This is a genomic window from Lutibacter sp. (genome assembly GCF_041596795.1).
GTDB lineage: Bacteria > Bacteroidota > Bacteroidia > Flavobacteriales > Flavobacteriaceae > Lutibacter.
Map to the genome: position 1 here is coordinate 15907 of NZ_JBFHHX010000009.1, position 26703 is coordinate 42609.

Genomic DNA, 26703 nt, shown 5'->3' on the forward strand with positions numbered 1-26703 from the left:
ATATCTTTGCAAACCAAATAAAAAAGATGAGTGCAGAGAAAGTTATAGACGAAAAAAAGCAAGGACAAGCGCTTTTAACAGATAATAAAGAAGGAAATACTAAGAAACTTTTTATTGAAAGTTATGGTTGTGCAATGAATTTAAACGACAGTGAAATTGTAGCTTCCATTTTATCTGAAGAAGGTTACAATACAACATATATTTTAGAAGAAGCCGATTTGGTTTTAGTAAACACCTGTTCTATTAGAGAAAAAGCCGAACAAACTGTTAGAAAACGTTTAGAAAAATACAACGCTGTAAAAAAAATAAATCCTACAATGAAAGTGGGAGTTTTAGGCTGTATGGCAGAACGTTTAAAAGCAAAATTTTTAGAAGAAGAAAAAATTGTTGATTTAGTTGTTGGTCCTGATGCTTATAGAGATTTACCAAATTTATTACAAGAAGTAAACTCTGGAAGAGATGCCGTAAACGTAATTTTATCAAAAGAAGAGACCTATGGAGATGTTTCTCCTGTACGTTTAAATAGCAACGGAGTTTCTGCTTTTGTATCAATTACAAGAGGTTGTGATAATATGTGTACTTTTTGCGTAGTTCCTTTTACACGTGGGCGCGAAAGAAGTCGTGATCCAAAAAGTATTGTAGAAGAAATTAGACAATTAGTAGATTCTAATTATAAAGAAATTACCCTGTTAGGTCAGAATGTAGATAGTTACCTTTGGTATGGCGGCGGATTGAAAAAAGATTTTAAAAATGCTTCGGAAATTGCACAAGCAACAGCCGTAGATTTTTCTCATTTACTAGATTTAGTGGCTACCGAATTTCCAAAAACACGTTTTCGTTTTTCAACATCAAACCCACAGGATATGAGTTTAGATGTGATTTACACCATGGCAAAACACGAAAATATTTGTAAATACATTCACTTACCTGTACAATCTGGAAGTACCGCAGTTTTAAAAAGAATGAACCGCCAACATACACGTGAAGAGTATATTGAATTGGTAGATAATATTAGAAGAATTTTACCAGATTGCTCAATTTCACAAGATATGATTACTGGTTTTTGTGGCGAAACTGAAGAAGAACATCAAGAAACATTAAGCTTAATAGATTACGTAAAATACGATTTCGGATTTATGTTTGCATACTCTGAGCGTCCGGGAACATTAGCAGAGAAAAAAATGGAAGATGATGTTCCTGAAGAAGTTAAAAAACGTAGATTGAATGAAATTATTCAATTGCAACAAAAATACAGTTTATATAATACAGAACGATTTGTAGGTAAAACTGTAGAAGTTTTAATTGAAGGTACATCAAAAAAATCTGATGCACATTGGAAAGGAAGAAACTCGCAAAACGCAATGGTAGTTTTCCCAAAAGGAGATGAAAAAATTGGTGATTTTGTAAATATATATGTAGAAGATTGTACTTCTGCAACGCTATTAGGAAAAAGAGCATAAAATTATGGATTCATTACAAGCAATAAAACAACGATTTGGTATTATTGGTAACGATATGCACCTAAATCGCGCTTTGGAAAAAGCGGTAAGAGTAGCTCCAACCGATATTTCGGTGTTAGTTACTGGTGAAAGTGGTGTAGGAAAAGAAAATATTCCTAAAATTATTCACGCCTTATCGCACCGAAAGCACGCCAAATATATTGCTGTAAACTGTGGTGCAATACCTGAAGGAACTATTGATAGTGAACTATTTGGTCACGAAAAAGGTTCGTTTACAGGAGCAACTGCAACCCGTAAAGGTTATTTTGAAGTTGCTGATGGCGGAACCATATTTTTAGATGAAGTTGGTGAACTACCACTTACAACCCAAGTTAGATTATTACGTGTTTTAGAAAATGGTGAGTTTATAAAAGTTGGTTCTTCAGAAATACAAAAAACCAATGTTAGAATTGTAGCTGCAACCAATTTAAACATGCATCAGGCAATTAACAAAGGAAAATTTAGAGAAGATTTATATTACCGTTTAAGCACCATTGAAATTCATTTACCTCCATTAAGAGAACGTTTAAGCGATATTCATTTGTTATTTAGAAAGTTTGCCTCAGACTTTGCGCAAAAATACAATATGCCTGGAGTGAGATTAACAGATGAAGCTATAAAATTATTAGAAAATTATGGCTTTCCAGGAAATATTCGTCAGTTAAAAAATATTGCTGAACAAATTTCTGTTGTTGAAGAAAATAGAATTATAACTCCAAATACGCTACAACAATATTTACCAAGCAAAGGCACTAATTTACCTTCAATAATAGAAAGTAAAAAAAGTAATAGTGATTTTAGTTCGGAACGTGAAATTATGTATAAAGTTTTGTTTGATATGCGTAACGATATTAACGATCTAAAAAAATTAACCTTAGAATTAATGCAAAGTGGCGATGCAGAAAAGGTACAAGAGGAAAATAAAAATTTAATCAAAAAAATATACAACGAAATCCCTGAAGAGCAAGAAGAAAACCAGGTAGAAGTTGTTAGATTAAACGAAAAATACTCAGATTCTAATACTTATGAATTTGCCGAAACTATTGACGCTGATGAGAGTTTATCCATTCAAGAAAAAGAAATTGAACTTATTAAAAAATCGTTGGAGCGTAACAACGGCAAACGAAAATTAGCAGCAAAAGAATTGGGAATATCAGAAAGAACCTTATATCGTAAAATAAAACAATACGATTTATAGTTAATAATAGTATCTTTGAAATCGAGTTTTTACGGTTTCAAAATAGTTAGCAACAACAAGAATCTTAAAAAAGTTTTAAAAATAAAAAAATGAAAAAAATCTATTTAGCAGTATTATTTATTTTTACAATTGCAATACAAAGTTGTGGTATTTATTCTTTTAGCGGAACAAATATCCAATCTGATGTAAAAACAATTCAAATAGATTATTTTCCAAATAATGCCATTTTGGTAGAACCAACCTTAAGTCAAACGTTTACACAAGATTTACAAGATTTGTTTTTGAAACAAACTAATTTAAACTTGGTAAAATCTGGAGGAGATTTACAATTTGAAGGTGAAATTACAGGGTATAAAATTAACCCAATGACCGCTACTGCAGATCAAACAGCTTCCCAAAACAGATTAACAATTACTGTAAACGTTCGTTTTTTCAACAATAAATTAGAAGATGATAATTTTGAAAAAACCTTTTCACATTACTATGATTATGATGCCGATGTAATTCTTACAGGAAGTTCACTTGATGATGCTTTTTCAGAAATTTTCGAGCGTATAACACAAGATATTTTTAACGCATCTGTAGCAAAGTGGTAAAAAAATGAATAGTACGGAGTTTAATAATTTATTGGTTAATTCGGAAAATGTTGATGATATTTCACCAGAAATATTTGAAAACATAATTCATGAATTTCCATATTTTCAAGCCTCCAGAGCTATTTATTTAAAAAGTTTAAAAAATAGCAACAACTTTAAATACAATACTGCTCTTAAAAAAACCGCTGCGCATACCATTGACAGAAAGGTGCTTTTTGAATACATTACTTCATTAAATTTTGATAAAAAACATACCAAAGAATTTGAAGTTTTAGAAGATATTGAAGTTATTGAACCTATAACTGTAAAAGTACTTCAGTCTAAAATCACCAATTTATTTAAACCTAAACAAGAAAAAACTGAGCTTTCTGAAATTGAAGAAACCGAAGAAACCGAAGAAGAACCTATAGAGTTTGAAAAAGTTAACCCAGTTGAAAAGATTACCAAAGTTGATGAAATTGAGATTGATAAGCCAGAAGAAAATAACATTGTTGAGGAAGTTGATCTAGCCAAAACTAACATTGAAGAAACAAACCATACTACAGATATTGAAACAAACGATGCTACTGAAGTTTTAGAGCTAGGAAAACCATTACAATTTAGTAGTGCCGAACCACATTCTTTTAACGAATGGATGCAATTAATTTCGCAAAAACCAATTGAAAGAAAGGAAACTGCCCCTGAAATTGAAGAAAAAGAACCCGAAACTGAAGAAAATAGTTCAAAAATAGCGTCTAAACTTAGCTTAATTGATAAGTTTATTGAAACCAATCCAAAAATAAAACCAGTTGATAAACAAGCTGCTATTATAGATGTTTCAAAGGAAAGTAATTATCAAAACGAAAGCTTAATGACCGAAACTTTAGCTAAAGTTTACCTTGAACAAAAAAAATATGATAATGCATTAAAAGCTTACCGCATTTTAAGTTTGAAATATCCAGAAAAAAGTAGTTTCTTTGCAAACCGAATTAAAGCAATAAAAATTTTACAAAAAAATAAGTCATGACAACGTACACATTATTTTTAGTTCTAATTATGATAGTAGCATTTTTGCTAATATTAATTATTATGGTTCAAAATCCTAAAGGAGGAGGATTATCTTCTTCATTTGGTGGTGGCGGATCACAATCTTTGGGTGGAGTACAAAACACTACTAACTTTTTAGACAAAAGTACTTGGACACTTTCTATAGTATTATTAGCACTAATTTTATTATCTAATTTTGCTGCACCAAAAGTAAATGCAGTTGATACAAGTTCAGAAATTGAAAACACACTTCAAAACAGAGAAGTTCAAAGTGCGCCAATTCAAACAACAACTCCAGCAACTACGCAAGACACAGTTCAATAATTGAACAAAAAAATATACTTTAAAAATGCCATCGTAAATGACACGTTGGCATTTTTTTTTGCCTAAATAGCTCCTCAAAAAGTACATTTGTCAGTTTTAAAACCTTGGCACACTTTTAGACTATTTAATTCACAGAATTAATAATTTTTAAACTAAATAAAAATGAGTAAAGTTAATATTAAACCATTATCAGATAGAGTTTTAGTTGAGCCTCTTCCAGCTGAAAAAACAACAGCATCAGGATTAATAATTCCAGATTCAGCAAAAGAAAAACAACAAAAAGGAACTGTAATTGCAGTTGGTAACGGATTAAAAGATGAGCCAATGACTGTTAAAGTTGGCGATACTGTTTTATATGGCAAATACGCAGGAACAGAATTAGTAGTTGATGGAACCGACTATTTAATTATGAGAGAAAGCGATATTTTAGCAATTGTTTAATTATTAAAAAATAAAAAAAATGGCAAAAAATATAATTTTTGATATAGAAGCTCGTGATGGCTTAAAAAGAGGAGTAGATGCTTTAGCAAATGCAGTAAAAGTAACATTAGGACCTAAAGGAAGAAATGTTGTTATTGGAAAATCATTTGGTGGTCCAATTATTACAAAAGATGGAGTTACCGTTGCAAAAGAAATTGAATTAGAAGATCCATTAGAAAACATGGGGGCTCAAATGGTAAAAGAAGTTGCATCTAAAACTAACGATTTAGCTGGTGATGGAACTACAACTGCTACAGTTTTAGCACAAGCAATTGTAAAAGAAGGATTAAAAAACGTTGCCGCAGGAGCAAATCCATTAGATTTAAAACGTGGAATTGATAAAGCTGTTGAAGCTATTGTTGCTAATTTAAGATCACAATCACAAGAAGTAGGAAACAAATCGGATAAAATAAAACAAGTTGCTTCTATTTCTGCAAATAATGATGATACAATTGGTGATTTAATTGCACAAGCTTTTGAAAAAGTTGGAAAAGAAGGTGTAATTACTGTTGAAGAAGCAAAAGGAACCGCAACTTATGTAGATATTGTTGAAGGAATGCAATTTGATAGAGGATTTTTATCACCTTATTTTGTAACAAATCCTGAAAAAATGATAGCTGATTTAGAAAATCCGTACATTTTATTGTTCGAAAAGAAAATCACTAACCTAAAAGATTTATTACCAATATTAGAGCCAGTTGCGCAAAGCGGAAAACCATTATTAATTATTGCTGAAGATGTTGAAGGAGAAGCTTTAGCTACTTTAGTAATGAACAAATTACGTGGTGCTTTAAAAATTGCTGCTGTAAAAGCTCCTGGATTTGGAGACAGAAGAAAAGCAATGTTAGAAGATCTTGCTATATTAACTGGTGGAACTGTAATTGCTGAAGAAAGAGGTTTAACTCTTGAAAACACAACAATTGATATGTTGGGTACAGCTGAAAGAATTACTATTGATAAAGATAATACTACAGTTGTAAACGGTGCTGGAGATGCTGATACTATTAAAGCAAGAGTAGGTCAAATTAAAGCTCAAATTGAAACTACAACTTCAGATTACGACAAAGAAAAACTACAAGAACGTTTGGCTAAATTAGCTGGTGGTGTTGCTGTTTTATATGTTGGTGCTGCAAGTGAAGTAGAAATGAAAGAGAAAAAAGACAGAGTTGATGATGCTTTACACGCTACACGTGCTGCCGTTGAAGAAGGAATTGTTGCTGGTGGTGGAGTTGCTTTAGTTAGAACAATTGACGTTTTAAAAACAATAACTACTGATAATTTAGATGAATTAACTGGTGTTAAAATTTTAGCAAGAGCTATTGAAGAACCACTACGTCAAATTGTTGAAAATGCTGGTGGTGAAGGTTCTGTTGTTGTTGCAAAAGTAATGGAAGGAAAAGGTGATTTTGGTTACAACGCTAAAACGGATGAATATACAAAAATGTTAAAAGCTGGTATTATTGATCCAACTAAAGTAACTAGAATTGCATTAGAAAATGCTGCTTCTGTTGCTGGTATGATTTTAACTACTGCTTGTACATTGGTAGATATTAAGGAAGATGCTCCAGCAATGCCTCCAATGGGTGGTGGAATGCCAGGAATGATGTAATAAATTTATTATTATAATTAAAAAAGGCTCTCAAAATTTTGAGAGCCTTTTTTTTAAACTTTAATATTAACCCTTACCCTTTTGGGTTTAAAATAGCATCTATTCTTTCAGAAATATCTTGTAAGTGATATTTTTTAACTGTGTTACTTGTAGCTATAGAAGCTCTGTAAGCATCTTTTTTAATTCTGTTTAACTCACCTCTTACAATTGGAATAATATCAGATTCTTTTACAGTTACTGCAGTAGTTTTTACGTAACTTGATTTACGAGTTACTTTTACATCTTTAGCGTTTAATAGCTCTCCCAATCTTTCCACATAAGCACGTTGTAAATTTCTTCTGTAGGTGTCAATTTCTTTTCCTGAAGATAATTCAGACCAAATTCCATTACGTAAATCAGTCATCATATTTATTAACGTATATGCTTTAGCTCCGTTCAACGTTTCATTTTCAATCATACGCATCATAGTTCCTAAATCAAGAATATTATTTAAAGTCTTTACTTGGGTACTTCTAATTCTTTCAGTTATTCCTGCAAATTCAGTTCTACCAATAATTTCTTTATCAATTAACCAATTTGGTGTTGAAAACAATTGTTCATTTATAAAGTTTAAACAGTTTTTTTGATGTGCTTTATCAACATGTGTATACACTAATCCTTCTTGATCATAGGTTTTGTAGTTTTCATAAACACCACCTAAATTAGAAGAAACGTGCCCCATATAACGGTTAAACTGCGCAAGCACATGACCATACATGGTTTCTAAATCGTCATAATTTTTTCCATCTTCTGCAGTCCATTTAATTAAATTAGGAACAATTCTTTTTAAATTTGCAATACCATACAAACTTGCTTTTATGGCATCATCACCTAAATCTTCTGTTTGAGAACTTGGATCAACTACACTTCCTGCTTGTTGATGTCCAAATCGGTATAATGGATCTCCTGCGTGTTTTAAAATCCAACTATCTAAAATAGGTTTTTCATCTTCAGCAGTTTTAGCTTCTAAAATTGGGCGATATCCCCAATTCATAGCATATTTATCGTACACACCTATATTTGGCATTAAAGCAACATCTTTATCTCCAGGCTGTGCAATATAATTAAAACGTGCATAATCCATTATTGAAGGTGCAGTACTATGCTTTTTTGTAAAGGTAGCCGAGCGTAAAGAGTCTACAGGATAAGCAGAACTGCTTCCCATATTGTGAGGCAATCCTAAAGTGTGACCAACTTCGTGAGATGAAACAAAACGGATTAAACGTCCCATTACATCATCTTTAAATTCTACACTTTGCGCTTCTGGATTGATGGCTGCGGTTTGCACAAAAAACCAACCTTGTAATAAACTCATTACATTGTGATACCAGTTAATATCTGATTCTAAAATTTCACCTGAACGAGGATCACTTACATGTGGACCATTTGCATTTGGAATTGGTGAAGCTAAATAGCGCACTACAGAATAGCGAACATCTTCTGGAGTCCATTCTGGATCTTCCTCTTTTGTTGGAGGATCTTTTGCTATAATGGCATTTTTAAAACCAGCAGCTTCAAAAGCTACTTGCCAATCTTCAATTCCTTGTTTTATATAAGGAACCCATTTTGTTGGTGTAGCTCTATCTATATAATAAACAATTTGTTTTTTTGGTTCTACTAATTCTCCATTTTTAAATTTTTCAATATCTTCATCTTTCACTTCTAATCTCCAACGGTCTAAAAAAGTTACTTCTTTACTTTTTTGAGCGTCTAAGCCGTAATCTGTTTGGCTTGTTGTAAACCAACCTACTCTTTCATCAAAAATTCTTCTTTTCATTGGTTCTTTTGGAAGCAAAATCATAGAATTACTCATTTCTACTGAAATAGTTCCAGTGCTTGAATTTGACGGTGGTTCACTAGCAGCGTATGTTTTTACGTGACGAGATTCTATATTTAATGGATAACTTTTAATAGATTCAATAAAAGAAGTTTTAATTTCTAACTTAGAAATTTTGTATTCTTTTCTAAAATATTCAGGTAAGCCAAGAGGCTTTACATCTGTTGAATATAATTCCGTAACATCAATTACTGTCGATTTTTTATCATCTGAAAATGCTTTTATAGGAAAAGCAAACAAAACAGGTTCAAAATTAGAATTTACAACGGCTTCATGTATTGGTAATTCTTCATCGGCAACAATGTCATGTGAAACCACACGTAACACAATGCTTTTATCTTTTTTTTGCCAACGTAAAACTTGTGTATTTGTTTTTTGTCCACCAAAGCTATTATTATTTGAAGTGTTTTTAGAAATACGAGTAACCATTAACATTTCTCTTTCAAGTAACGAATCTGGAATTTCATAAAAGTATTTTTCATCTAAAAAGTGTACTTTAAATAAACCTTCATCAGTTTTTGCATCGCTAGTAATTACTTTTGAATACGGTTCAATTTCACTTTTTTTTGTTTTGGGAGCAGCTGGCGTCTCTTCCTTTTCCTCATTTTTCTTTTTACGTTGAGCTTCTACATTTGTTGAAACTCCAACAATTAACAGTGCTGTTAAAAGCGAGGTTAGTAACCTTTTTGTCATAGAATGTTAAATTAAGTTAATTTTTATAAATAAAGATTCTAATTTATTAAACCAAAACCCAATATTTCTTAATTATTTGTTAAAGAACTAAATAATAGTAAAAATCAACTTTTAATAAAAAATAGACTATTCAATACCAATATTTTACCATCTACAAATTTTATTTGAAACATTAAAAAAATGGTTATATCTTTATAATTGATTGCTATTTTTCCCCTCAAAAAAATCTATATATACTTTTAGGTGCATATTTCCCCAAAAATGTTATTTAACCATTGTATTAATTAATATAGAAGTTTAAAAAAATGAGACTATTTAAATTATTTTTAGCTTGCTCGTTGTTTATTACATTGAGCACTGACACCTACGAAGTAAAATCGTTATCATTAAACAAATATTCTTCTATAAATCTTACAGATTGCACCCAAACTATTTCTGGTGTAATTTTAGATAAAGAAACTAAAAAACCAATTGCAAATTCAATTGTTTCATTATTGTTAAATGAAGAAGAAATTACAATTACAAAAACAAACAATTTAGGAGAATACACTTTTAAACTTAAGTGCAATTTAGACTATAAAATTTCTGTAAAAGCTACCGGTTATTTTAATAAAATACACAAATTTAAAACCGATACTGTTGAGAAAAAATTTACCCAAAATATTGAGTTAAACAAGCAATGTTACCAAACAATTTCAGGTGTATTTAAAAATGATATATCTAAAGAAATTATCCACAATGTTACTATTACTTTAAATAAAAACGGTGAAGAAATTGAAAAATTAAAAGTTACTGATGGTAACTATTCTTTTAATGTGGAATGCAACGAAAACTATTCCATAATAACTTCTACACTAAACTATATTAATGATTTTTATGAATTTTCTACCTCAAATAAAAGTAATGACAACATAAAACACGACTTTAATTTAGAACCAGAATGTGTTCAAACAATTACTGGGACTATAAAAAATAAAATTACAAAAGAACCCATAGGAGCTACCTTAAAATTATTTATAAATAATATTGAAACTCAAACTATTAAAGTAAATAATGATGGTAAATACACAGTGCAATTCCAGTGTGCAACCAATTATAAAATAGTAGCTAGCAGAACAGACTATATTGATGATACTTATAACTTTTTAACTGATTATATAGAAGACAAACAACCAGATTATTTTCATGTAAAAAAAGATCTTTTACTTGAACCTGATGAATGTTTTCAAATTGTTTCTGGAACAGTTTTAGATAAAGTGACCAATAAAATAATTCCGAAATCGCTAGTTACACTTATTTACCAAAATCAAGAAATAAAATCTTTTCAAACCAATGAAGATGCCTCCTACTTTTTTAATGTAAAATGTGGTTTATCGTATGAAATTAAAGCTGAAAAAGCTGATATGACCTCGAATACTACAAATTATATAGCATCATCTGTTAAAAATGAGAAAGTTGTAAAAAATGTTTATTTGGAACACAAATTATGTAAACAAGTATTAAACGGATTAATAGTTGACAAAATAACCAAACTTCCAATTACAAATACATCGGTTTCTATTGTAGAAAACAACAATGAAATTGGCAAAAAAACAACCGATGAAAAAGGGCAATTCTCTTTTGATATTTCTTGCGATAAAACTTATAAAATTGTAGCTTCTAATTCCAATTATACCACAGAATCAACCGAATTTAAAACATCAACAACAAGAGATTTTAAGAATAGTAAAACTTTAGAGTTACAACCTTTGGAATGTAATCAAATAGTATCGGGTATTATTAGAGACAAAATCACTAAAAAACCATTGCCAAATACAACTATAAACTTATACCAAGATAACAAAGTTATTAATAGTTTTACTGTGGGTGAAGATGGTATTTATGAGTTTCCTTTACATTGTGAAACATCTTATAAATTAACTGTATTCAAAAACAATAATTTAGACGCATTTAGATTAAAAACTGCCATTGAAAACGGAAGGCAATTAACATTAAACATAGATATAGAACCTTTGGTTTGTGTACAATTTATAAATGGAATAGTTAAAGAATCTATTAGTGAAAATGCAATTCCGAATGCAAAAATTACATTATTTAACCATGACAAGGAAATAGCAAAAACTGATACTGACTCTAATGGATCTTTTTATTTTGAAATTGAATGTTCTAAGGCATATACTATTGTTGCTCAAAAAGATAATTACACAAAAGTAAGCACGCAACTTTTTTCAACCGATAAAACCGCTGTTCCAAATAATGTTATTTTAACATTAGAACCAATAGTTCTGTTTACTGAGAAAAATGGAATTAAATATATAGAAACTAAGCCGTTAAATTTTGTTTTAGACGAGTTTGAACTTAATAATGAAGTAAAACTTGAATTGAATAAAATAATTTATAACATGAATCAAAATCCGAGCATTAAAATTGAAGTAAATTACCATACAGACAGTCGCGGACCCGATGATTATAATTTACAATTAACTAAAAACAGAGCAAATTCAACAAAAGAATATTTGATTTCTAAAGGTATTAGTGCGGACAGAATTAAAGCAAACGGATATGGAGAAACAATGTTATTAAATAAATGTAGTAACAACATTAAATGTACCGAAGAAGAGCATTCAAAAAACAGAAGAGCAGAATTTAAGGTACTGAACAAATAAAAAAAATGCCAACTTTAAAGTTGGCATTTTTTTTTAAGCATTACAAGAACATTTTCCAGGTCCGCAATTAGAACTAGTATTAACTGCTTTTGCAACTTCGTTTTTACAAGTACAATTTCCTGGTTCGCATTTAGCACAAGCAATTTCATCTTTACATGTACATTTTCCATCTGGGCATGTACATTCACCAGCTTCCATACATTTACAACCTTCAGCATGTTCCATTCCGGTTGTTTCTTTTAAGTCCATTTTACAAACAGGACAAGTTCCTTCAGCATCATACGTTTTGCCTTTTTCACAATCCATAGGACATTGGTATGCTGTAGCATTCATAGCATCATGGTCATGTCCTTCGTGACTTTCCATTTGCATTTCTTCTTTTACCTCTTCTTTTTTAGTTTCTTTACAAGCAGTAAATAACACTGCAAAAGAAAAAACGGTAGCAACTACAAAAATGATTTTTTTCATAATAGTTTAATTAATGTTTAAAATTTATTTTTTTAGACGCCTAAAATACAAAATTTAAAAACAACAAAATTATTTATGCATAATAAACCGTATTTAACTAAATAACAACTATTTATAAAATATTTTTTATTGATTTTTAAAATTTAACTTCTGATAATAAAAAGCTGGTATTAACACTAATAAAATTATTGGATGAATTAAAAATCTTCTTACATAAAAAAGAAATAAATAACCGCTTCCCAAATAATTATATAATGCTAAAAATAGCAACATCATTAATACTAAAAAGGCAACAAAAAATATTTTAGCAGAAAAAACTGCAATCTCTTTCTTTTCAAAAACCAGATAAATAATTGTTATAGAAATAATTGAATTTACAATATACCTAATTGAAATATTCAGAAAATAAAGAAACATATCAATTTTTGGAACTGATTTACTTAAATAATCTGTCTTAAAATATTCAATTAAAGGATCGTAGAATAAGGGTTCAATAAAAGCACGAACTGCAATCAAACCTAAAATCAACAAAAACAAAATTCCGTATTTAAAACTTTTGGCCATTATTTTAGCTTTAAAAATTTAGTAACCCATACAATCCATAATAAAAAGGTTGTACCATAAATCATTAAAGGAAATATAAAATCATGCAACATACGTTCGTATTCTGGATATTCATATAATGCAATTGCAATGGCAGAAATCCGTACAATATTTATAAAATAAATAAGCAAACTTCCTGCAATAATAAATAATAGTGTAGGCTTTAATTTTCCAGAAAAAGCAATAATAAAAGCAATAAATAATATAATTATACTTATAGCATTACAACCTTCAATTACCTTGGCTACACTTTTTTGATTGATTATTAAATGAATAGACATTTCCGTAGTACTTTGCTGAATTTTAGAAGTATACCCTGCCAAATTAATTAAATAATTACTTTGTTTAGCAACCAATTCCGTAATTGGCGCACAAGAATACATACCAACGCTGCCCTGATTTTTATTTAAATAAAAAGTATACAACAAAAATAAAATGGCATACGACCCAAAAAATTTAATTAAAAATAATATAACTGTTTTATTTTTTTGCACTTAAAAAGATTTCTATTTTTGCCTAAAATTACAAACTTATTATGAATATATCTCAACTAAAAAATTCTATCACAACTATTGTAAATTCTGACGCATCAAAATCTCAGAAACTACAAGCAATATGCGATTTCTTAAAAAATGAAATTTCGTATTACGACTGGGTTGGATTTTACTTTAAAAATGGTGACAAAAATGAATTAAAATTAGCTGAGTTTGCTGGAGAACCAACAGAGCATACAATTATCCCTTTTGGAAAAGGTATTTGTGGGCAAGTTGCTGTAAGCAATCAAAATTTTGTAGTACCAGATGTTTCTGCGCAAGATAATTACATTTCATGTGGATGGAAAGTTAAAAGTGAAATTGTAATTCCAATTTTTGTAAACGGAAATAATGTAGGGCAAATTGATATTGATTCGCATACTGTAAACCCGTTCTCAAAAAACGATGAAGAACTTTTAGAGTTTGTATGTTTAAAAGTTGCCGATATTTATTAAAATATAATATATTTGCCTTAATTGTTGCTATGATTTTGATATTAAAGAAAAGTAAAATTAATTTTTATTGTCTCTAAAATGTTAAAATTTACCCCGAAAAAAAATTTAAAATTTAAAAAAACACTGGCTAAAATTCAGTTTTTTAGTATTTTCACTTCTAAAAAAGAAAATAATCCAGAGTCTTTAAATTATTTAGAATTAGTAAATAATTTTGAATCTAAAATTAAAAACAAATAGCTTCATATTTAATATTCTTTTGTTTTGTTTAAACTGTTGATAATTATTAGCTTTGCGCAAAAGTAACAACACAACAAAATGAGCATAACTAAAAAAGCAAAATCAGCATTAATTTCAGTATTTCACAAAGACGGTTTAGCCCCTATTATTCAAAAACTAAATGAATTAGGTGTTACAATTTATTCAACCGGAGGAACAGAAAGTTTTATTAAAGAATTAGGAATAGACGTAGTTCCAGTAGAAGATTTAACATCATATCCTTCTATTTTAGGTGGTAGAGTTAAAACTTTACACCCAAAAGTTTTTGGTGGAATATTAGCCAGACGTGAAAATAATAATGATTTAGCGCAATTAGAGGAATTTCAAATTCCTGAATTAGATATTGTAATTGTTGACCTTTATCCTTTTGAAAAAACAGTTGCAAGTGGTGCATCTGAGCAAGATATTATTGAAAAAATTGATATTGGTGGAATTTCATTAATAAGAGCTGCTGCTAAAAACTTTAAAGATGTAATTTGTGTATCATCAATGGATCAATACCCGGAGTTTTTACAAATTATGACTAATGGTAATGGTGTTACTACACTAGAAGAACGCAAAAACTTTGCTGCAAAATCATTCGCTGTATCGAGTCATTATGATACTGCCATTTTTAACTACTTAAATAAAGATGAAATTGCTTTTAGAGCAAGTTTTAATACTTCAGAAGTTTTAAGATATGGAGAAAACCCACATCAAAAAGGATATTTCTTTGGAAACTTAGATGAACTTTTTGAAAAATTACACGGTAAAGAACTTTCTTATAATAATTTATTAGATGTTGATGCTGCTGTAAATTTAATGGGTGAATTTAAAAATGATGCTCCAACATTTGCAATTTTAAAACATAACAATGCTTGTGGATTGGCACAAAGAGCAACATTAAAACAAGCTTATTTAGATGCTTTAGCTGGTGATCCAACTTCTGCTTTTGGTGGAGTTTTAATTTCAAATAAAACCATTGATATTGAAACAGCACAAGAAATAAACAATTTATTTTGTGAAGTTGTTATTGCTCCAAGTTATGCTAGTGATGCTTTGGAAATATTAAAAAGCAAAAAAAATAGAATACTTTTAATTCAAAAAGATATTGAATTACCTGCTTACAATTACCGTACAGCATTAAATGGTGTTCTTTTTCAAGAGAAAGACAACAAAACAGATGATGCTAGCGTTATTAGTACAGCAACAAAAAAAGAACCTTCAAAAGAAGAATTAAGCGATTTATTTTTTGCTTCAAAAATTTGTAAACACACAAAATCTAATACCATTGTATTGGTAAAAAACAAACAACTTTTTGCAAGTGGAACTGGTCAAACTAGTAGAGTTGATGCATTGGAACAAGCAATTGCAAAAGCAAAACACTTTAATTTCGACCTAAATAATGCTGTTATGGCTAGTGATGCATTTTTTCCATTTCCAGATTGTGTGGAAATTGCAAAAAATGCTGGTGTAAATGCTGTTATTCAACCTGGAGGATCTATAAAAGACCAGTTATCTATTGATTATTGTGATAATAACGGAATGTCTATGATATTTACAGGCATCCGTCATTTCAAACACTAATTTTAGTAACTTTGCAACGTTTCAAATTAAAAATTTAAAAAACAAAAATATATATGGGTTTTTTCGACTTTATGACTGAGGATATTGCCATTGATTTAGGTACGGCAAACACCTTAATAATCCATGATGGTAAAGTAATTGTAGATGCACCTTCAATAGTTGCAAGAGATAGAAGTACGGGAAAAATTATTGCAGTTGGTAAAAAAGCCAGCCTAATGCAAGGAAAAACTCACGAAAATATAAAAACAATTAGACCGCTTAAAGATGGTGTAATTGCAGATTTTGAGGCTTCGGAACAAATGATAAAAGAATTTATTAAGAATATTCCGAATATTAAAAAACGTTTTTTCACACCTTCGCTACGAATGGTAATTTGTATTCCATCAGGAATTACGGAAGTTGAAAAACGTGCCGTAATAGATTCTGCAGAACATATGAATGCCAAAGAAATATATTTAATTCATGAACCAATGGCTGCTGCTATTGGTATTGGAATTGATATTATGCAGCCAAAAGGAAATATGATTATTGATATAGGTGGTGGTACTACAGAAATTGCAGTAATTGCTTTGGGTGGAATTGTTTGTGACAAATCCGTAAAAGTTGCTGGTGATGTTTTTACTGGTGATATTGCTTATTATATGCGTACACAACACAATCTTTATGTTGGAGAACGTACTGCTGAAAAAATTAAAATTCAAATTGGAGCTGCTACAGAAGATTTAGAAACTCCACCTGAAGATATGTTAGTTCAAGGACGTGATTTATTAAGCGGAAAACCTAAACAAGTTCAAGTTTCGTTTAGAGAAATTGCAAAAGCTTTGGATAAATCTATTTTAAGAATTGAAGATGCGGTTATGGAAACGTTATCTAAAACACCACCTGAATTAGCTGCTGATATTTATAATACAGGAATTTATTTAGCCGGTGGTGGTTCTATGCTTAGAGGTTTAGACAAACGTTTATCTAGAAAAACCGACTTACCAGTGTATGTGGCTGAAGATCCATTAAGAGCAGTTGTTAGAGGAACAGGAATTGCCTTAAAAGACCTTGAAAAATTCAAAAATGTATTAATGAAATAAGATAATTTCCAACACCTAATATGCAGCAACTAATTTATTTTATCAGAAAATATAGATACTTTCTGCTGTTTCTTCTGTTGGAAATTATTGCATTTTCTTTAACCATTCAACAACATTCTTATCATCAGAGTAAGTTTGTAAATTCTGCTAATTTTATTAGTGGCGGTTTTTACACTAAAGTTAATTCTGTAAGCGAGTACTTTCATTTAAAAAAGGAAAACCAACTTTTAAATGAAGAAAATGTAAGGTTGAAAAATCAATTGGATAAAATAGGAGTACCTTCTAATGATAGTATCTATAATTTTTCAGATTCAATTCAAAATTACCACTATACAATTGCCAAAGTAATCAACAATAATTACACTAAAAGAAACAACTATTTAACTATAAATAAAGGTTCTAATAAAGGTATTACTCCAGAATTAGGTGTAATTAACAGTAAAGGAGTTATTGGTGTGGTTAAAAATATTTCAACCAATTATGCCACTGTTCTTTCAATACTTAACAGCAATTCTAAAATTAACGTTAAACTAAAAAACAGTAATCATTTTGGTTCATTAATTTGGAATGGCGAAGATTATGCGTATGTTCAAATTACTGATTTTCCTAGACAAGCGAAATTAAAAAAAGGAGATACCATAATTACTGGTGGAAAATCTGCTATATTTCCTGAAGGAATTAATATTGGTACCATTGATGAAATTATTATAAAAAATCATTTATACCATCAAGTAAATGTTCTGTTATTTAATGACATGAGCGCTATTGGACAAGTTCAAATTGTAAAAAACCTACAAAAAGAGGAACAACTAAAATTAGAAGAAAAATCAACTAATGAATAATATAGTTATTGCAAATATTATCCGATTTATAGGTTTACTGCTTTTACAAGTTTTAGTTTTAAACCATGTAAACCTATTTGGTTTTATAAATCCATTAGTATACATTGTTTGGATTTTCCTTTTTCCTATCAAAAAAAATAAATCTGCTTTTTTAATACTTAGTTTTTTATTAGGTTTAAGTATAGATTTTTTTTCAGATTCAGGTGGAATTCATGCAGCGTCTACCCTATTTATTGCGTTTATAAGAATTCCAATTTTAAATTTGGTTTTAGGTAAATCTGATTTTGATTATGTGCTTTTTAATTTAAGAAGTATTGCCTTTTTAAAAGCAATTTCTTTTATTACAATTTTAACTCTTATTCATCATTTTGTTTTATTTAGTTTAGAATATTTTAGCTTTAATGCTATACTATCAATCCTATTTAATACGTTAATAACAGGAGTATTCACAATACTTTTAAGTATTTTAGGAATCATTTTATTCACCAAGAAAAAATAATGAAAAGATTTAATCTTTTAACTTTTTCAGTAGTACTAATCAGTGTTATTTACATTGCACGTCTCTTTTATTTACAAATATTAGACAACTCGTATAGTATTCCAACCCTAAATAATTCTGCCATTAAAGCAGTTTATGATTATCCTGAAAGAGGTTATATTTACGATAGAAATGGTATTTTATTAGTTGCCAATCAGGTATCTTATGATATTATGTTGATTCCTAATGAAGTAAAAAATTTAGATACTTTAGAATTTTGTTCACTTTTAAAAATAACCAAAGAAGATTTAATTAAAAGAACAGAAAAAGCCATACGATATTCACCTAGAATTCCTTCCATTTTTCTACCTCAGCTTTCAAAAAGCGATTATGCTTTTCTGCAAGAAAAAATGTACAAATACAAAGGTTTTTATATTCAAAAAAGATCTATTCGCGAATATCCAATAAAATCTGCTCCAAACGTTTTGGGCTATATAAGTGAAGTAAATGAAGGTTTAATTGCTAAAAATCCTTATTATCAATTAGGTGAATTAATTGGAACTTCTGGTATTGAAAAAACCTATGAAGACGTTTTAAGAGGTAGAAAAGGTGTAAAATTTATTCAAAGAAACAGATTTAATAAAGAAATTGGATCGTATAAAAATGGTTTGTATGATACATTACCAATTCCAGGAAAAGATATTACTTTAACTATAGACTCTAGAATTCAGCAATACGGAGAAGCTTTAATGGCAAATAAAAGAGGTGGAATTGTAGCTATAGAACCAAGTACTGGAGAAATTTTAGCCCTAATTTCAATGCCAACATACGATCCTAATTTAATGGTTGGTAGAGAACGCTCTGCTAACTTTACAAAACTTTATTTAGATAGTATTAGCAGACCATTATTAGATAGAGGATTACAAGCACAATATCCTCCAGGATCACCATTTAAAGTAATTTCCGCACTCGTTGCCTTACAAGAAAATGTTATAACACCTTACACAACCACAACGTGCCACCATGGTTATAAATATGGCTCTGGAGCAGGTTCATTTATGAAATGTCATTGCGGAACAGGTTATCCAATAGAATTAAATACGGCTATTTATAGATCTTGTAATAGTTATTTTGCAAACGCTTACAGAAAAGTAATTGAAAAATATAAAAAACCCTATGATGGAATGAATGTTTGGAACAAACATGTGGAAAGTTTTGGCTTAGGAAACTATTTAAATAACGATTTATCTGTAGGACAAAAAGGACATGTTCCTGATGGCGATTATTACAACAGAGTGTATCCAAATGGAAGATGGAGATCAACAGCAACAATCTCTAATTCAATTGGACAAGGTGAAGTTTTAACAACACCTATTCAACTTGCAAATATGACAGCTACTGTTGCTAATAGAGGTTTTTATTTTACACCCCATATTGCTAAACATATTGAAGGAATTCCTTTAGATAAAAAATTTAAAATTCCTAACTACACCACTATCGATAAAAAACATTTTGAGCCTGTTATTGAAGGCTTATTTAATGTGGTTGAAAATCCAGCAGGAACAGCTCATTGGTCTAAAGTTGAAGGAATTGAAATATGTGGAAAAACAGGAACAGCAGAAAACCCTCACGGACAAGATCACTCAATTTTTATAGCTTTTGCTCCAAAAGATAATCCTAAAATTGCCATTGCCGTATTTGTTGAAAACGGATATTGGGGTTCTAGATGGGCAGGACCAATTGCTACCTTAATGATTGAAAAATATCTGACCGGTAAAACAAACAGACCTCTTGTTGAGGAAAGAATGTTTAAAGGAAGTATACAAGATGAATACGATAAACAACTTTTAAGATAGTATAAACATTGAGACATAAAAAAAATAATATTTTCTTAGGAATTGATTGGTTACTGGTATTATTCTACTTTATCCTAATTTTTTTAGGTTGGTTAAACATCTATTCAGCAACAGTAACCGAAGATAATTATGATATTATTAATTTTTCTTCAGAATACGGAAAACAAATTATTTGGATTGGTTTAAGTATCCCATTAATATTGTTAATCTTAATGTTTGATGCCAAATTATACGAAAAATACGCATCTATTATTTACCTTGTTTCACTTATTTCATTAGTTGGCTTGTTTGTATTAGGTAAAAACATTAACGGAGCAACTTCATGGTATAGTTTCGGGTCTTTTAGCCTTCAACCTTCAGAGTTTGTAAAAGCTGCTACAGCACTTGCTATGGCAAAATTAGTAAGTGAAAAAAACTTTAATCTAAAAAAGATTGAAACTCAACTTCAATCAATGTTTATTTTAATAATCCCAGCACTTTTAATAACGTTACAGCCAGATCCAGGTTCTGCCCTTGTTTACGGAGCTTTTATTTTTGTATTAAACAGAGAGGGTTTACCTTTTTATTATATAACAATAGGAATTGTTGCATTGGCTTTATTTATATCTACACTAATTTTTGGATCTACAACAACACTTCTTGGATCTCTTGCCCTATTTGTTTTAATTTTACTATACTTTAATTTTTATAGAAAAAAAGCATTTAGAAGAGGTTGGATTAACATTATAGGTATTTACTTAATGTCTGCTCTTTTTATTTTTAGTATAGATTTAGTGTTCAATCACGTATTTGAACAAAGACATAGAGATAGATTTAATATTCTTTTAGGTAAAACTGCCGATACTAAAAGCATTGGCTATAACACAAATCAATCCGTAACCACTATTGCAAATGGAGGTTTTTTAGGTAAAGGTTTTTTAGAAGGTGAACGCACCAAAGGAGATTTTGTTCCAGAACAACAAACCGATTACATTTTTACAACCGTTGGCGAAGAATGGGGCTTTATAGGAAGCAGTATTGTAATATTGTTATTCGCTCTTTTTATTTTAAGAATAATAAGAATTGCTGAACGTCAAAAAACAAAATTTAGTAGAGTTTACGGCTATAGTATTGCCGCTATCTTTTTTACGCATTTTACCATTAATGTTGGAATGGTAATAGGTTTAGTGCCTACTATTGGTATTCCTTTACCATTCTTTAGTTATGGTGGTTCTGCTTTATGGGGTTTTACAGTGCTTCTTTTTATATTTATTAAATTAGATGCCAATAGAATTTATGAATGGTAAAACACTCCTAAATGAGCTTAAAACCATTCTCTAGCTTTATTTTATACCTCGTTTACTTTATAATAAATAATTTAGGGATGTTCTAAATTTGATAACCAACATTATAGTAATAATTCCTGAATAGAATTCTGCACGTAAGAATTTTACCTTATAATGATTTAATCTCTTTTAAAACTTCAAAACATACTTTATATAAAGTATTCAATCCTTATTAAGAGCAAAAAAATGAATACTTTTTAAGCATAATTAAACCACTATTTAGTAGAATGAAATTTGTAAACAATTGTCCAAAAAAAATAATCATTTTTAAATTGGGGTTGATAAAACTTGATACCTAAAAATTAAATACCACCCAAAAATAAAGGCAAAAAAAAAGCATCCTAATGGATGCTTCTAATTTTTTAATTAAAATATAAATTATAAGGCAGCTACGTGCTTAGTTAATTTAGATTTTAAATTACTTGCTTTGTTTTTGTGGATAATATTCTTTTTAGCTAATTTATCCAACATAGAAATAACTTTAGTAAACATCTCTTCAGCGTCTTTCTTCTCTGTCGCTGCACGTAAATCTCTAACAGCATTACGAGTAGTTTTATGCTGATATTTATTTCTTAATTGCTTTGCGCGATTACTTCTAATTCTTTTTAATGCTGACTTATGATTTGCCATTATAAATTCTGTATTAATTTTTTTTGTAGTCCGTAGGGGAATCGAACCCCTGTTACCAGGATGAAAACCTGGCGTCCTAACCCCTAGACGAACGGACCATTATTTTTTGTTTTACAACAACACTTTTATTTCGTTATTGCGGATGCAAAAATACAACTTATTTCCACTTCTCAAAATTTTTTTTGCATTTTTTTTAATAAGATTTTGCAAATAAAACTCTTTGTGTTGATTTCGTGCCAGTTAGCACACAAAATCCTTCTTCAATTTTATTGTTTAAAGGAATACATCTAATGGTAGCCTTGGTTAACTCCTTAATTTTATCTTCTGTTTCCGCTGTTCCATCCCAATGTGCAGATACAAAACCTCCTTTAGTTTCAATAACGTTTTTAAACTCTTCAAAAGTATCTACCTCGGTTGTATGCTCATTTCTATATGCAATGGCTCTATTAAAAAGGTTTGTTTGGATTTTATCTAAAAGATCTGCAACAAAATCTACAATAGTATCTTGTGAAACAGTTTCTTTCTCTAAAGTATCTCTTCTAGCTACTTCAACAGTATTATTTTCTAAATCTCTGTTTCCAATAGCTATTCTAATTGGAACTCCTTTTAATTCGTATTCGGCAAACTTTGCTCCTGGTCTAAAGGTATCTCTATCATCAAATTTAACAGATATTCCTTTTGCTCTTAATTCCTTTACAAAAACACCTACTCTTTCTGAAATAGCTTCTAATTGTTTTTCATCTTTATAAATTGGAACTATTACCACTTGTATTGGTGCTAATTTTGGTGGTAATACCAACCCAAAATCATCAGAATGGGTCATAATTAACCCACCAATTAATCGGGTAGAAACTCCCCAAGAAGTTGCCCAAACATATTCCTGTTTTCCTTCTTTTGAAGTGTATTTCACATCAAAAGCTTTCGCAAAATTTTGACCTAAAAAATGTGATGTTCCCGCCTGTAATGCTTTTCCATCTTGCATTAAGGCTTCAATTGTATAGGTGTCATCTGCACCTGCAAAACGCTCGCTTTCAGATTTTGAACCTTTAATAACTGGCATTGCCATAAAACCTTCTGCAAAATCTGCGTATACCTTCTGCATTTGTAATGCTTCTGAAACGGCTTCATTTTTAGTTGCATGAGCTGTATGCCCTTCTTGCCATAAAAATTCAGCTGTACGCAAAAACAAACGCGTACGCATTTCCCAACGCACTACATTTGCCCATTGATTTATTAATAATGGTAAATCTCTGTACGATTGAATCCAACCTTTATAAGTATTCCATATAATTGCTTCAGAAGTTGGACGAACCACCAATTCTTCTTCTAATTTAGCTGTTGGATCAACACGTAACTTTCCTGGGTTGTCCGGATCGTTTTGTAATCTGTAATGTGTTACTACTGCACATTCTTTTGCAAATCCTTCCGCATTTTTTTCTTCTGCTTCAAACAAACTTTTAGGCACAAATAATGGGAAATAAGCATTTTCATGGCCAGTTTCTTTAAACATTTTATCTAGTTGGGCTTGCATCTTCTCCCAAATTGCATAGCCGTAAGGTTTAATAACCATACAACCTCTAACTGCCGAGTTTTCAGCTAAATCTGCTTTTACAACTAACTCGTTATACCACTTGGAATAATCGACTTCTCGCTTTGTTAAATTCTTACTCATAATCAAAAGTTTGGCACAAATATTGCACCTTTTTATAATAAAAATGCTAATTTCGACAAAATTAGTTTTTTTTAATAGTTCAACAATAAAAATTTCAACTGATTATGAAAGTTTCAAATTTAACTACACGAAAATATTTGCAATTAAGCGCATTAATTGTGCTTTTTGCAGCCTTTTATTCTTGTGGCACATATCAAAGTGCATACAATTATTACGATGATGGAATTTACACTTCCAATACTAGAACTTATTCAGATGATATAGATAATAACACAAAAAATAAAGAAGAAGTTATTGTTGTTGACGAAGCAGAATTTGATAAAACTTATTTTTCTCGAAAATTAGAAGAAATTGAAGACGTAAATGGTACTGACATTATTACTGATGTTGACACTTATTATGATGAAGATTATTACGATGAAGAAAATTACGACAATGATAATGCTCCTTGGGAATTTTCTAATGATGTTACTATTTCAATAAATAATGGCGTAGGATTTGGATACAATCCTTTTTACTATAATGGTTATTACGATTATTATGGCTATCCATATTATTCTAATTACTATAATCCTTGGAGATATAGATATTATTCTCCTTTCTATTATTACGGTAGTTACTATCCTTATGGTTACTACAATTACTATGGATATTATAATTACTATAGAAACAGTTACTATCCATATTATGGTGGTTATTACAACTATCCTTTTAACAATAGTTATAACAGATATGATAGTTATGGTAAAAGAAGCTCTTATACATCTGCAAACAGAAGTGACTCTAGGGCAACAGCAAGCACAAGAAGAACAACTAGCGCTACAAATAGCCCATACGCCAACTCAAGAAGAAGTACAAACACTACAAGTAGTCCATATTCTAGTACAAGAAGATCTTCTACCATTTCAACAGATAGAAATTCATCAACAAGATCAAGTTCTACAATTCAAAGAAATATAAATTCAAACACAAGGTCTTCTGAAGTAAATACCAGATCTAGAAACTATTTTGAAAATGTGAATAGACGTATAAACTCATCGAATAATAACAATGTAAGAAGCTCTTCAAGCTCAAGACAAAACAATAGTTCTTATACACCAAGTAGAAGTTCGTCTAATACTAATTCATCTTATAACAGATCATCTAGCAGTTCTTCTTCAAGTAGCAGTTCTTCTAGATCATATACTCCAAGTTCTTCATCTACAAGATCCTCTGGAAACACATCATCAAGTAGTTCTTCTTCTAGAAGTAGTTCTAGAAGAAATTAATAATAGCATTAAAATATTTAATAGATATGAAAAAATTATTTTTAGCAGTGGTACTTTTTGTTTCCTATTTTACATATGCCCAAACAATAGAACAAACACTAAGTTATAATGATATAGGTGAATTATTTTCTAAAGAAACCATAAATGGTTCTGCCAGATTTAACTCTATGAGTGGAGCATTTGGTGCGCTTGGTGGAGATTTATCTGCAATTGATATAAACCCAGCAGGTGCGGTAGTTTTTACAAAAAGTGAAGTTGCATTATCATTAGATAACAAAACTATTAAAACTAACGCATTATTTTACGGAGTAAATCAATCAAGTGAAAATGAAAATTTAAACTTTTCACAAGCAGGTGGTGTAATGGTTTTTAAAACCAATCGAAATTCTGATTGGGGAAAATTTGCACTTAGTTTAAACTATGCTATTACTAACGATTACAACAATTCGTATACCGCAAAAGGAAATAGTGGCTATGCTCCTATTACTGATATCTACGACCCAGAAGTTGTATATTTAAATTCTGATGGACATTATTTTGAAAATTATACAGATGGAAGAAGTGAAAAATACACATTTACATTTGCTTCTGAATATAAAAACAATTTAATGTTAGGTTTTTCTTTAAGCACTTATAACATTGAGCATTACCAACGTATTTTAACAGATGAATATAACAATGATGGCGAAGGAAATACTTTAGATATTTATCAAAAACAAGAACTAGCAACCTTTGGCGATGGAATTTCTTTAAATTTTGGATTAATTACTAAACCTAATGAAAATTTACGTATTGGTTTAGCCTATCAATCGCCTATTTGGTATACTTTAAATGAAGAATATTTAGAATATGATGCAGATGTTTATGAAAGCATTACAAATAGTACTACTAATGATTATTCTGGTATTAATGGTTTTGATTATAAACTAAAAACACCTAGTAAATTAACAGGAAGTTTGGCTTATATTTTTAACAAATCGGGCTTAATTAGTTTAGATTACATTTATAAAAACTATAGTAATATTAAACTAAGCAATGGTGATTTCAGCTACGAAAACCAAGGTTTTAAAGACGGCTTAGAAAGCACTACCGAATTAAGACTTGGAACAGAATGGCGTTTTGAAGCTTTTTCTTTTAGAGGTGGTTACCATTATGAAAAAAATCCAAAAACAGATGCTTATCAATCTGATGATATTGAAGGATACTCATTAGGAGCTGGAATTAAATTTAGAGGTGGAAGATTTGATATTTCGTATTTAAACTCTAAAAACACAGATTTTTATAATTTTTACAAAGGAAACACACAAGTAAATTCGGCTGAGTTGGATATAGACACTTCAAAAATTACAGCAACACTTGTCTTAAATATTTAAACATACATTTAATTAAATTAAAGACTGTCTAAAAAATCTTGAAATACGTCATTCTTTACTTGTTTCAGTATCTTATTATATTAATAACTAATTGTTATAAGATGCCGAAACAAGTTTTAGTTGACCAAAATTTCACTTTTTAGACAGTCTATTTTATTATTAACACATTTGCTAAACAAGTTTTAGTACTTTTGCACAAAATTTAACTTAAAATGAATCCAATTACATTACATATAGAAAAAACAACTTCAGAAACAATTATAAAATTTTCATCAAACAAAGTTTTAACAAGCGGAAGTTATGATTACA

General features: G+C 29.9%; 23 protein-coding genes and 1 tRNA gene. 17 read left to right on the forward strand and 7 right to left on the reverse strand.

All coding sequences use genetic code 11. The annotated features are described in order from the left end of the window. Positions 1-26: 26 nt before the first annotated feature. The 7 genes from miaB (at position 27) to groL (ending at position 6732) form a co-directional block, all read left to right on the forward strand. Positions 27-1460: a tRNA (N6-isopentenyl adenosine(37)-C2)-methylthiotransferase MiaB gene (gene miaB, locus ABY298_RS02290; protein WP_372744374.1), complete on the forward strand. Its 1434-nt coding sequence runs from the start codon at positions 27-29 to the stop codon at positions 1458-1460. Between the two features lie 4 nt (positions 1461-1464). Then, a complete protein-coding gene (locus ABY298_RS02295) occupies positions 1465-2697 on the forward strand; it encodes a sigma-54 interaction domain-containing protein (RefSeq protein ID WP_372744375.1) in 1233 nt (410 codons plus the stop codon). 89 nt (positions 2698-2786) lie between these two features. Continuing rightward, positions 2787-3293 (forward strand): LptE family protein, encoded by a 507-nt coding sequence (locus ABY298_RS02300; RefSeq protein WP_372744376.1) that lies wholly within the window; start codon positions 2787-2789, stop codon positions 3291-3293. Positions 3294-3297: 4 nt separating this feature from the next. Continuing rightward, positions 3298-4299, forward strand: a complete 1002-nt coding sequence (locus ABY298_RS02305) for a hypothetical protein (RefSeq protein WP_372744377.1) — start codon at positions 3298-3300, stop codon at positions 4297-4299. Next, a complete protein-coding gene (gene secG, locus ABY298_RS02310) occupies positions 4296-4643 on the forward strand; it encodes a preprotein translocase subunit SecG (protein ID WP_372744378.1) in 348 nt (115 codons plus the stop codon). The genes ABY298_RS02305 and secG overlap by 4 nt, the downstream gene beginning before the upstream one ends. A gap of 162 nt (positions 4644-4805) precedes the next feature. Further along, the gene (gene groES / locus ABY298_RS02315) at positions 4806-5084 is read left to right on the forward strand and encodes a co-chaperone GroES (RefSeq protein WP_372744379.1); all 279 of its coding nucleotides are present in this window, start codon (positions 4806-4808) and stop codon (positions 5082-5084) included. 19 nt (positions 5085-5103) lie between these two features. Then, positions 5104-6732, forward strand: a complete 1629-nt coding sequence (gene groL, locus ABY298_RS02320; RefSeq protein WP_372744380.1) for a chaperonin GroEL — start codon at positions 5104-5106, stop codon at positions 6730-6732. Between the two features lie 73 nt (positions 6733-6805). On the opposite strand, the gene ABY298_RS02325 is transcribed toward groL, so the two are convergent. Beyond that, entirely contained in the window at positions 6806-9301 is a 2496-nt protein-coding gene (locus ABY298_RS02325) for a zinc-dependent metalloprotease (RefSeq protein ID WP_372744381.1), read from the reverse strand. 305 nt (positions 9302-9606) lie between these two features. Between ABY298_RS02325 and ABY298_RS02330 the strand changes: the two genes are divergently transcribed. Next, the gene (locus ABY298_RS02330) at positions 9607-11967 is read left to right on the forward strand and encodes a carboxypeptidase regulatory-like domain-containing protein (protein ID WP_372744382.1); all 2361 of its coding nucleotides are present in this window, start codon (positions 9607-9609) and stop codon (positions 11965-11967) included. Between the two features lie 33 nt (positions 11968-12000). On the opposite strand, the gene ABY298_RS02335 is transcribed toward ABY298_RS02330, so the two are convergent. The 3 genes from ABY298_RS02335 to xrtF form a co-directional block, all read right to left on the reverse strand. After that, a complete protein-coding gene (locus ABY298_RS02335) occupies positions 12001-12435 on the reverse strand; it encodes a heavy metal-binding domain-containing protein (protein ID WP_372744383.1) in 435 nt (144 codons plus the stop codon). 126 nt (positions 12436-12561) lie between these two features. Next, positions 12562-12999: an exosortase F system-associated protein gene (locus ABY298_RS02340; RefSeq protein WP_372744384.1), complete on the reverse strand. Its 438-nt coding sequence runs from the start codon at positions 12997-12999 to the stop codon at positions 12562-12564. Continuing rightward, a complete protein-coding gene (gene xrtF / locus ABY298_RS02345; RefSeq protein ID WP_372744385.1) occupies positions 12999-13532 on the reverse strand; it encodes an exosortase family protein XrtF in 534 nt (177 codons plus the stop codon). Before xrtF ends, ABY298_RS02340 begins: the two co-directional genes overlap by 1 nt. Before the next feature lie 41 nt (positions 13533-13573). On the opposite strand from xrtF, the gene ABY298_RS02350 reads away from it, so the two are divergent. The 7 genes from ABY298_RS02350 to rodA all read left to right on the forward strand — a co-directional run bounded on the left by ABY298_RS02350 (position 13574) and on the right by rodA (position 21412). Continuing rightward, positions 13574-14026, forward strand: coding sequence for a GAF domain-containing protein (locus ABY298_RS02350; RefSeq protein WP_372744386.1), 453 nt, complete (start codon positions 13574-13576; stop codon positions 14024-14026). 315 nt (positions 14027-14341) lie between these two features. Beyond that, complete coding sequence (gene purH, locus ABY298_RS02355) at positions 14342-15868, forward strand: bifunctional phosphoribosylaminoimidazolecarboxamide formyltransferase/IMP cyclohydrolase (protein ID WP_372744387.1); 1527 nt, start codon at positions 14342-14344, stop codon at positions 15866-15868. A gap of 53 nt (positions 15869-15921) precedes the next feature. Next, on the forward strand, positions 15922-16950 hold the full coding sequence (locus ABY298_RS02360) for a rod shape-determining protein (RefSeq protein ID WP_372744388.1): 1029 nt from the start codon (positions 15922-15924) through the stop codon (positions 16948-16950). A 20-nt stretch (positions 16951-16970) separates the two neighbouring features. Beyond that, the gene (gene mreC, locus ABY298_RS02365) at positions 16971-17792 is read left to right on the forward strand and encodes a rod shape-determining protein MreC (RefSeq protein ID WP_372744390.1); all 822 of its coding nucleotides are present in this window, start codon (positions 16971-16973) and stop codon (positions 17790-17792) included. Continuing rightward, positions 17785-18291, forward strand: a complete 507-nt coding sequence (gene mreD, locus ABY298_RS02370; RefSeq protein WP_372744391.1) for a rod shape-determining protein MreD — start codon at positions 17785-17787, stop codon at positions 18289-18291. Before mreC ends, mreD begins: the two co-directional genes overlap by 8 nt. Beyond that, the gene (mrdA, locus tag ABY298_RS02375; protein WP_372744392.1) at positions 18291-20126 is read left to right on the forward strand and encodes a penicillin-binding protein 2; all 1836 of its coding nucleotides are present in this window, start codon (positions 18291-18293) and stop codon (positions 20124-20126) included. The genes mreD and mrdA overlap by 1 nt, the downstream gene beginning before the upstream one ends. An 8-nt stretch (positions 20127-20134) precedes the next feature. Then, a complete protein-coding gene (rodA, locus tag ABY298_RS02380; protein ID WP_372744393.1) occupies positions 20135-21412 on the forward strand; it encodes a rod shape-determining protein RodA in 1278 nt (425 codons plus the stop codon). 417 nt (positions 21413-21829) lie between these two features. Here rodA and rpsT read toward each other — a convergent pair whose 3' ends face one another. The 3 genes from rpsT to proS all read right to left on the reverse strand — a co-directional run bounded on the left by rpsT (position 21830) and on the right by proS (position 23753). Continuing rightward, positions 21830-22081 carry a 30S ribosomal protein S20 gene (rpsT, locus tag ABY298_RS02385; RefSeq protein WP_372744394.1) on the reverse strand — a complete coding sequence of 84 codons (252 nt, stop codon included), beginning with the start codon at positions 22079-22081 and terminating at the stop codon, positions 21830-21832. Between the two features lie 26 nt (positions 22082-22107). Beyond that, a tRNA-Glu gene (locus ABY298_RS02390) sits at positions 22108-22179 on the reverse strand. Positions 22180-22274: 95 nt separating this feature from the next. Beyond that, positions 22275-23753, reverse strand: a complete 1479-nt coding sequence (gene proS, locus ABY298_RS02395) for a proline--tRNA ligase (protein ID WP_372744395.1) — start codon at positions 23751-23753, stop codon at positions 22275-22277. A gap of 104 nt (positions 23754-23857) precedes the next feature. On the opposite strand from proS, the gene ABY298_RS02400 reads away from it, so the two are divergent. Both ABY298_RS02400 and ABY298_RS02405 read left to right on the forward strand, forming a co-directional pair. Next, on the forward strand, positions 23858-25021 hold the full coding sequence (locus ABY298_RS02400) for a hypothetical protein (RefSeq protein ID WP_372744396.1): 1164 nt from the start codon (positions 23858-23860) through the stop codon (positions 25019-25021). 26 nt (positions 25022-25047) lie between these two features. Continuing rightward, the gene (locus tag ABY298_RS02405; protein WP_372744397.1) at positions 25048-26394 is read left to right on the forward strand and encodes an OmpP1/FadL family transporter; all 1347 of its coding nucleotides are present in this window, start codon (positions 25048-25050) and stop codon (positions 26392-26394) included. Positions 26395-26703: the final 309 nt, after the last annotated feature.